Origin of the sequence: Desulfovibrio sp., from assembly GCF_019422935.1 — a bacterium.
GTDB lineage: Bacteria > Desulfobacterota > Desulfovibrionia > Desulfovibrionales > Desulfovibrionaceae > Desulfovibrio.
Genome location: NZ_JAHZCJ010000011.1, coordinates 128,575 through 136,907, shown reverse-complemented (window position 1 = coordinate 136,907; position 8,333 = coordinate 128,575). Strand labels below are relative to the sequence as shown.

At 58.2% G+C, this 8,333-nt stretch carries 8 protein-coding genes and 1 riboswitch; of the genes, 4 read left to right on the top strand and 4 right to left on the bottom strand.

The window, feature by feature from the left end; genetic code table 11:
- Positions 1-5 precede the first annotated feature (5 nt).
- The 4 genes from dsrB (at position 6) to ribB (ending at position 3,576) form a co-directional block, all read left to right on the top strand.
- Positions 6-1,151 carry a dissimilatory-type sulfite reductase subunit beta gene (gene dsrB, locus QZ383_RS13475; protein ID WP_291446204.1) on the top strand — a complete coding sequence of 382 codons (1,146 nt, stop codon included), beginning with the start codon at positions 6-8 and terminating at the stop codon, positions 1,149-1,151.
- Positions 1,152-1,211: 60 nt separating this feature from the next.
- A complete protein-coding gene (locus QZ383_RS13470) occupies positions 1,212-1,448 on the top strand; it encodes a dissimilatory sulfite reductase D family protein (protein ID WP_022658933.1) in 237 nt (78 codons plus the stop codon).
- A gap of 532 nt (positions 1,449-1,980) precedes the next feature.
- Positions 1,981-2,562: an AmmeMemoRadiSam system protein A gene (gene amrA / locus QZ383_RS13465; RefSeq protein ID WP_291446195.1), complete on the top strand. Its 582-nt coding sequence runs from the start codon at positions 1,981-1,983 to the stop codon at positions 2,560-2,562.
- Between the two features lie 75 nt (positions 2,563-2,637).
- A riboswitch (FMN riboswitch) is annotated at positions 2,638-2,788 on the top strand.
- A 116-nt stretch (positions 2,789-2,904) separates the two neighbouring features.
- Positions 2,905-3,576 carry a 3,4-dihydroxy-2-butanone-4-phosphate synthase gene (ribB, locus tag QZ383_RS13460; protein ID WP_291446193.1) on the top strand — a complete coding sequence of 224 codons (672 nt, stop codon included), beginning with the start codon at positions 2,905-2,907 and terminating at the stop codon, positions 3,574-3,576.
- 284 nt (positions 3,577-3,860) lie between these two features.
- Here ribB and QZ383_RS13455 read toward each other — a convergent pair whose 3' ends face one another.
- The 4 genes from QZ383_RS13455 to aroC all read right to left on the bottom strand — a co-directional run bounded on the left by QZ383_RS13455 (position 3,861) and on the right by aroC (position 8,220).
- Positions 3,861-4,493: a CatA-like O-acetyltransferase gene (locus tag QZ383_RS13455; protein ID WP_291446191.1), complete on the bottom strand. Its 633-nt coding sequence runs from the start codon at positions 4,491-4,493 to the stop codon at positions 3,861-3,863.
- Positions 4,494-4,577: 84 nt separating this feature from the next.
- The gene (locus tag QZ383_RS13450; protein ID WP_291446189.1) at positions 4,578-6,818 is read right to left on the bottom strand and encodes an ATP-dependent RecD-like DNA helicase; all 2,241 of its coding nucleotides are present in this window, start codon (positions 6,816-6,818) and stop codon (positions 4,578-4,580) included.
- Entirely contained in the window at positions 6,815-7,126 is a 312-nt protein-coding gene (locus tag QZ383_RS13445) for a helix-hairpin-helix domain-containing protein (protein ID WP_291446187.1), read from the bottom strand. The genes QZ383_RS13450 and QZ383_RS13445 overlap by 4 nt, the downstream gene beginning before the upstream one ends.
- On the bottom strand, positions 7,123-8,220 hold the full coding sequence (gene aroC / locus QZ383_RS13440; protein WP_291446185.1) for a chorismate synthase: 1,098 nt from the start codon (positions 8,218-8,220) through the stop codon (positions 7,123-7,125). The genes QZ383_RS13445 and aroC overlap by 4 nt, the downstream gene beginning before the upstream one ends.
- Positions 8,221-8,333: the final 113 nt, after the last annotated feature.

Genomic DNA, 8,333 nt, shown 5'->3' with positions numbered 1-8,333 from the left:
AGAACATGGCTTTTATTTCTTCCGGGTACAATCCCGCAAAACCGATGGAAGGCCGCATTACTGACATCGGACCCCATAAGTATAATGAATACTTCCCGCCGGTGATCAAGAACAACTTCGGCAAGTGGCTCTATCACGAAATTCTGGAGCCCGGCGTGCTCGTGCACGTGGCCGAAAGCGGCGACAAGTGCTTTACCGTCCGCGTGGGCGGCACCCGTACCATGTCCATCACTCACATCCGTGAGCTGTGCGACATCGCCGACAAGCACTGTGGCGGCTACCTGCGCTGGACCACCCGTAACAACATTGAATTCATGGTGGACAGCGAAGCCGGCATGAAGGCCCTGCGCGACGACCTGAACAGCCGCAAGTTTGACGGTGGCTCGTTCAAGTTCCCCGTGGGCGGCACCGGCGCTGGCATCAGCAACATGGTGCACACCCAGGGTTGGGTGCACTGCCACACCCCCGCGACCGACGCCTCCGGCCCGGTCAAGGCCGTGATGGACGCCGTGTTTGAAGACTTCAAGTCCATGCGTCTGCCCGCCCCCGTGCGCATCGCGCTTGCCTGCTGCATCAACATGTGCGGCGCCGTGCACTGCTCGGACATAGGCCTTGTGGGTATCCACCGCAAGCCCCCGATGGTCGACCACGAATGGGCTGACCAGCTCTGCGAAATTCCTTTGGCCGTGTCTGCTTGCCCCACCGCCGCTGTGCGTCCCACCAAGGTGGAACACAACGGCAACAAGGTGAACTCCATCGCCATCAAGGAAGACCGCTGCATGTACTGCGGTAACTGCTACACCATGTGCCCTGCGCTGCCCATCTCGGACGGCGAAGGCGACGGCGTTGCCATCATGGTTGGCGGCAAGGTTTCCAACCGCATCAGCATGCCCAAGTTCTCCAAGGTCGTTGTGGGTTACATCCCCAACGAACCGCCCCGTTGGCCTTCGTTGACCAAGACCGTGAAGCACATCGTTGAAGTGTACGCGGCCAACGCCAACAAGTACGAACGTCTGGGCGACTGGGCTGAACGCATCGGCTGGGAAACCTTCTTCAAGATGACCGGCCTTGAATTCACCCACCACCTCATCGACGACTTCCGTGATCCCGCCTACTACACATGGCGTCAGAGCACGCAGTTCAAGTTCTAGATATAGCTTGTTTATCAACCCCGGCGGCGCTATTTGCGCCGCCGGGACAGGAGACTCACCATGGCTGACGACAAAGACGTTGTTGTTGAATTCCTGAAAAGCAAATCCTCGTCCAAGTCCAAGTTCTATTTCAAGGATTTCCTTGAACTGTTCCCCGACAAGGGACCCCGCGACGTGAAGAAAGTTCTCACCAAGCTGGTGAACGAAGAAGTGCTGGAATTCTGGTCTTCCGGTTCCACCACCATGTACGGCATGAAGGGCGCGGGCAAGCAGTCTGCCGCTGAAGGCGAAGATTAGCAGCAGACCGCATTGGCCCAGTGTCTTTGCTTTCGGCTGCGCCAAAACGCGCTTTTTATTATGGTCGAGTACAACGTGTACGCTCCCTGCATAAAAAGCGCGTCTTTGTTGCTGACGGCCCTCTGATGCTAGCCGATGTAGCCTGGCAGATTTCGCCAGAATGCCTCAGGTTTATTTGTCGGGATTCTTATCTCGAACGGCAAGGGCATGCCTTGAAGCATGCGCCTTCGCAAGGTGCGTCAGCCTTTGCGTGTAAGCCTCATCAAGTTATGCCGCAACGTGAGTTGTGGCATTTCTTGCTTCTGAGGGGCGGCAAGCTCCTCCACCTGGGTCACGTCTGAGGCTTCGCCAAGCACGGCCAGCAGCCGCGTAGCTGAAGGTCATACGACATACGTGGTAACATCTACGCCCCGCGTGATCACAAAGGCTTGCTCCGCGCGAGCGTTTCCCGCAATCTGTGCTGAGCGGGCAACCCTGTATACTGGACTGCCCTGTTTCGCTTTCACCCTCTGTTTGTTACGCGGGAGGCAGTATGAGTATTGCATTTTCCCTGTCTGACGCTGAAAAGCAATTTTTGTCGCATCAGGCCCGCAGGTCCATAGAAGCCGGATTGGCCGGGAAAAGCGTGGCGGATGTTCCGCAACCTGCTGCCGACCAATTCGCGGCAGAGAGCGCCCTGTGGCGAACGCTTGGGGCTTTTGTAACCCTGAATATGGGTGAGAGGCTTCGCGGCTGCATTGGCAATATTGTGGGGCGTGAACCTTTGTATGCGACCGTATGGCACATGGCGCAGGCGGCGGCGTTTGCAGACCCACGTTTCCCCGCTTTGACGCTTGCCGAATGGCCCCATGTCGCCCTTGATATTTCCGTTCTGGACGAGCTCAGCCCCTGCCCAGGGCCAGAGGCAATCGAGGTGGGGCGGCACGGCCTTGTGCTGGTCTACGAGGGACGCAGCGGCGTATTTTTGCCGCAGGTGCCCGTGGAGCAGGGTTGGGATCGACTGGCCTATCTGGATAATTTGTGTCTCAAGGCCGGGGTGCCTCCCGGCTCGTGGAAGCTACCGGGGGCGCAATTATTCTGGTACGAGGCGGTAGTGTTCAAGGCAACTGCTTGAATCATTGCGTTTATGAAATGCTGCGGCAGGCACACGTGAGACTTGCACATGCCTCTTGCGGGGTGTAAGCTGCACAAGATTTCTCAGGGCGGGGTGAAAGTCCCCACCGGCGGTGATGCGGCGGCCAGCAGGCTTCCGCCAGCCCGCGAGCGCCCAGTGTTTGGGGTCAGCAGATTCGGTGAGAATCCGAAGCCGACGGTTATAGTCCGGATGGAAGAGAACGGTTTTTTGCCGCCCACAGCAGCGGTGCGTCCTTTATTGGAAGGCGCACTTTGTGTTGCGGCCCGTCCACGCCCTGATGCACCATCTCCCGGCAAACAAAGCCGGAAACAGGAGAACGGAATGCATCAGTCCTCATTATCCCTTGCCTCTTTCGGCACCTCTGAAGAACGTGTTCGCGCTGCTCTTGCCTCATTGTGCAAAGGCGGCGGCGTTTGCGTTGTGGATGACGAAAATCGCGAGAACGAAGGCGACCTCATTTTCAGCGCGCAGCACATTACAGTGCCGCAGATGGCCATGCTGATCCGGCATTGCAGCGGCATTGTCTGCCTGTGCCTTACGGACGATCATGTGCAGCGTCTTGACCTGCCCATGATGACCGACCACAACACCAATACGCAGGGAACTGCCTTTACCGTCACCATTGAGGCGGCCACGGGCGTTACCACAGGTGTTTCCGCCGCTGACCGCGTTGCCACGATCAAGGCCGCCGCTGCGCCCGATGCCCAGCCCGCCCATCTGCGCCGCCCCGGTCATGTGTTCCCCTTGCGGGCGCGGCCCGGCGGCGTATTGGAACGGCGCGGCCACACGGAAGCCACGGTTGACCTCATGCGTATGGCAGGCCTTGAACCCTGCGGTGTACTTTGCGAGCTGACCATGGATGACGGCGAAATGGCCCGTCTGCCCGAAGTTGCCAGCTTTGCCCGCGCCCACAACATGCCTTTGTGCAGTGTGGAAGATATTGCTGCGTGGAGGTTGGCTATGGGCGATTTGCATCTTGCCGCCAGTGCCTAGCTCTGCACGCGTTTTTTGACCGCACGCGTCTTTTGCCCGCTGACAGCGTCAAGCAGGGCTTTTTGCTCCGGTCGAGTACCATTGGCGTACACTCCCTGCGCAAAAAGCCCTGCTTTCCTTGTCAGCGAACAAAATCCATCGCGCGGCAAAGCATAAGAAAAAGACTCCCTGCGCATACTAAGCAGCTCACTCGCGCATAGCGCAGGCAAGTCTGACCTCATGAAAAAAAGATAGCCCGGTTCATGGAATGAGCCGGGCTTGAATTTTTACAGACGCTGTCGCAATCAGCTGAAGTATTGCTCGGGAGATTCGATGATTTGCGTGAAGATCTTGTAAAATTCAGCCAGATGTATCCCGTCAATAAAGCTGTGGAGCGCTTCAATGGAGATGGTGACATTCCCTGCGTCATCTTTTTTGCCAAAAAGGATTCTGGGCACGCTGTCGATCCACGGATCACCCCAGGGATTTGTCACTGAAAGTATGGGAATATCTGGCACGCAGCTAAAGTAGATCAAGCTTTGCACCTCGCCGCCCTCGGGGCAAAGGGTTGGCTTCTGGTCGGCAATGGCCCGGGCAGCGCTGATATTGCTGCTGAATACGGAAAATTTTCGATCAAATTTCGCAACGCAATTGCAATGCAATGCTTTACCTTTGGGGATATAGGTAAACGCCGCATCAATGCGGTCAAACTCTACGGGTCGAAGATTGACTATGCGCTGTCTGAAGCCAGCAACGCCATGAACGGCAAGCATGGCGGCAAAATAGATGCAATCCGTAAGCCGAAAGCTATTCTGCTTTTTTATTTCATACAATTTGGCAACATTTGCCGAAAAGGAGACGCTGAAGCACGGATTTCTCCGCGACTGAAAAAAATTGAAATGCTCGTTTCTTTCCCATGAGTCATCAAGGTATTTCATAATGAATCCTGGTCGGCGCTGTTTCTTTAAAATCCGCAGTACAAACTGGCTGGAGTTTCAGAACGATAATTTGTGAAGACCCCGCTACTCCACAGGCGTGAGGCGTTGCGCCAAGCGGGTGAAGCGCTTGCGGGTCTTGTTGTTTTTGACGGCCATGTGCAGGGCACGGGATTCGCCAACCAGAATGACCAGTTTTTTGCCGCGCGTTACACCGGTGTAAATGAGGTTGCGTTGCAGGAGCACATAGTGCTGCATCATGACGGGAATAACCACAGCGGGGTATTCCGAGCCTTGCGACTTGTGGATGGAAATGGCGTAGGCGGGGGCGATTTCATCCAGTTCATCAAATTCGTAGGGCACAACGCGCTCGTCAAAGGTGATGCTGAGGGTGCGTTCGCGCACATCCATAAAGCTGATGCGCCCCATGTCGCCGTTAAAAACGTCCTTGTCGTAGTTGTTGCGTATCTGCATGACCTTGTCGTGCAGGCGGAAGCAGCGGTCGCCACGGCGCACTTCCACTCCGTGAGGGTTCAGGGCTTCCTGCAGGCAGGCGTTCATGCGGCCAGCGCCCACTGCGCCCTTGTGCATGGGCGTGAGCACCTGGATGTCGTCCACCGGGTCGAGATTGAAGCGGCGGGGAATGTGGTTGCGCACCAGATCCACAATGAGCTCTGCGGCTTTTTCTGCATCATTCTGGTGGATAAAGTAAAAGTCCGAGAGCCGATCCTTGCTCGATTCCAGCGAGGGAATTTCGCCACGGTTGATAAGGTGGGCATTGCAGATGATCTCGCTCTCCGCTGACTGACGGAAAATTTCGGTCAGTTCCACAACAGGCACAACGCCGGAGCGGATAATGTCTGCAAGCACGTTGCCCGGGCCTACCGAGGGCAACTGGTGCACATCGCCCACCAAAACAAGCGTTGCGCCCAGCGGCACGGCCTTGAGCAGGTGGTAGAAGAGCAGAGTGTCCATCATGGAGGCTTCGTCCACCACGAGAAGGCCGCAGGCGAGGGGATTGTCCTCATTGCGGGCAAAGCCGTCTTCCTTGGGGCTGTATTCCAGCAGGCGGTGGATGGTGCGCGATTCGCGGCCCGAAGTTTCAGACATGCGCTTGGCGGCGCGGCCTGTGGGGGCGGCCAGCAGTATACGGGCGCGCACCTCGCCAAAGAGTTTGATGATGGCGTTGATGATGGTGGTTTTGCCCGTGCCGGGGCCGCCTGTGAGCACCATCATCTTGCTGCGGGCGGCGGTGCGCACGGCCTCAAGCTGTTCTGCCGCGAGGGAGATGTTCAGCTCGCCCACAACCTTGTCCACCAGAGCATCCGGCTTTTCAAACCGCACGGATTTGGGCGAACGCAAAAGGCGTTGGATGTAGAAGGCGGTTTTTGACTCACAGTGGTGGTAGCGCCGCATGTACACGCCGATTTCACCGGGAGCATCGGGCATGTCCAACTCTTCGCGTACAATGCGCTCGTCAGCTTCAAGCGCGGCGAGGGCATCCTCCACAAGGCCTTCGTCAACGCCGATCTGGGCGCAGACCGCCTCGGTCAGCTCCGCCTGCGGCAAATAAACGTTGCCGTCGTCCGTGGCTTTTTGCAGCACATAGAGGGTGCCCGCCTGAACCCGCAGGGGATTGTCGTGCTCAAAGCCCAGTTTGCTGGCTGCGGCGTCAGCGGTGACAAAGCCGATGCCGTGGATATCCATGGCAAGCCGATAGGGGTTTTCGCGTACAATGACGAGCGCCTCAGCACCGTAAGCGCGGTAAATGCGTACAGCATAAGCTGGTGTGATGCCGTGGGGCTGCAAAAAGAGCAGCAGGTCGCGCATGCCCCGGTGTTCGGCCCAGGAGGTGCGGATGCGGTCAAGGCTCTTGCTGCCCACGCCGCGCACCTTGAGCAGGCGCTCTGGCTCTTCGTCAAGAATTCGTATGGTATCAGTGCCAAAGGCTTCCACAATGCGCCCGGCCATTTCTTCGCCAACGCCCTTGATAAGGCCCGAGGCGAGATAGAGGCGGATGCCCTCGCTGGTGGCGGGCAGCATTTCATCAGCGTTCTGAAACTCGATCTGGCGGCCAAACTTGGGGTTATTGACCCAACGGCCTGATACCTTGAGTTGTACGCCCGCTTGCGGATTGACCATGTGTCCGATGCACGAAACAGGGTCACGCGGGCGGGTGAGTCCAGCGTTGCCATTGCCGCTGTTCGCACTGGCGGGCAACAGACGCAGCACAGTGTAGCCGTTTTCTTCATTATGAAAGACTACGCGCTCCACCGTGCCGGTGAGTTCAACGGAATCGGGATCTTGCAAAAGGGGCAGGTTGCTCATGCACTCGCCTTGTCAGCAATCTTTGGGCTTTTTGCAGCCTTGCGCTGTCGCGACCACCAGAACCAGTCGCGCTGATCATCAGGAAGTTCCGGGTTCTTTGCCTGGGCTACGGCGCAGTTAAAAACATCAAGGCAACAGATATCAACTTTCTGGCCTTTGATGCGGCACAATTCATCATAAAGGGCCTGAGGGTCGCACCCCGCCAGGTCGGAAATATCAGCAACGCCAAGCAGGCGCAGGTCTTCAATGGTTGCCGGGCCAACAGAACGCAGGGAGTTCAGAGTGCGAGCGTCGGCCTTTTTGCTCACAGGCCCAGCCCCATACGCTGCTGGAGCAGCAGGGCGTCTGCCAGGGCCAGAGCTGTCATGGCTTCCATAACCGGCACAACGCGAGGGATGGCGGCAAGGTCGTGCCGCCCGCCAATGAGCACAGCGGCGGCATTGCCCTCCTTGTCCACGGTCTGCTGGGTAACGGCTATGGATGCGATGGGCTTGACCGCAGCGTGCATGACAATGGTCTGCCCGCTGGAAATGCCGCCCAAGATGCCACCTGCGTGGTTGGAAGCAAAGCTGGCCTTTCCGGGCTGCGCCGGGTCGGCGGGGAGCAGGGGATCGTTGTTCTGCGAGCCATGCAACTTGGCCGCCCCGAAACCTTCGCCAACAGAAAAGCCTTTGACCGCACCAATGCTCATGATGGCGTGGGCCAGCACAGCCTCCAGCTTGTCAAATACGGGTTCCCCAAGGCCTGCGGGAACGTTGCGCGCCTCAATGCGCACAATGCCGCCCAATGTGTCGCCCGCTTTGCGGGCGGCCAGCACCACCTGATCCCACAGGGGGGGCATGGCTTCAGTGGCGGCGCAATAGGGGCGGTTGCGGGCATTGTCCAGGTCAAGGGTGGCCCAGTCCTGCACGGCGGTGCCGCCCAACTCCACGCAAGCGGCCATGATCTTTACGCCGCGGCGTTCAAGAATCTTGCGGGCAATGACGCCGCCAGCAACGCGGGCTGCGGTTTCGCGCCCGGAGGAGCGCCCGCCGCCGCGATGGTCGCGTATGCCGTTGTATTTCTGAAAATATCCCCAGTCCGCATGGCCGGGGCGGAAAACTTCGGCCAGATTGCCGTAGTCGTGCGAGCGTTGGTCTTCGTTGGCGATATAGAAGGCAATGGAGGTGCCAGTGGTCATGCCCTCGTACACGCCGGAGAGCAGACGAACCGTGTCCGATTCCTTACGTTTGGTGGCGGTGGGGCCCTGACCGGGTTTGCGGCGGTCAAGCTCGGCCTGAATGTCGGCCTCTGTCAGGGCTAGACCCGCCGGGCAGCCGTCAATGACGCCGCCAAGGCCCACGCCGTGGGATTCGCCGAAAGTTGTCAGCCTCAGGGCCTGTCCGAATGTATTGCCAGCCATGTGCTACCTCGCCTTCACTACAGCATGTTAAGTCGCTCACGCGGGCGTTTGTCAGCGCAAGGTATTGCGCCAAGGCCTCGGTGGCGGGCGTCTGCTCACGCAGACGACTGGCA

Coding starts and splice junctions, on each gene's coding strand:
- QZ383_RS13470 (WP_022658933.1), top strand. CDS start 1,212: ATGGCTGACGACAAAGACGTTGTTGTTGAATTCCTGAAAAGCAAATCC.
- ribB (WP_291446193.1), top strand. CDS start 2,905: ATGCATCAGTCCTCATTATCCCTTGCCTCTTTCGGCACCTCTGAAGAA.
- aroC (WP_291446185.1), bottom strand. CDS start 8,220: ATGGCTGGCAATACATTCGGACAGGCCCTGAGGCTGACAACTTTCGGC.
- dsrB (WP_291446204.1), top strand. CDS start 6: ATGGCTTTTATTTCTTCCGGGTACAATCCCGCAAAACCGATGGAAGGC.
- QZ383_RS13450 (WP_291446189.1), bottom strand. CDS start 6,818: ATGAGCAACCTGCCCCTTTTGCAAGATCCCGATTCCGTTGAACTCACC.
- QZ383_RS13455 (WP_291446191.1), bottom strand. CDS start 4,493: ATGAAATACCTTGATGACTCATGGGAAAGAAACGAGCATTTCAATTTT.
- amrA (WP_291446195.1), top strand. CDS start 1,981: ATGAGTATTGCATTTTCCCTGTCTGACGCTGAAAAGCAATTTTTGTCG.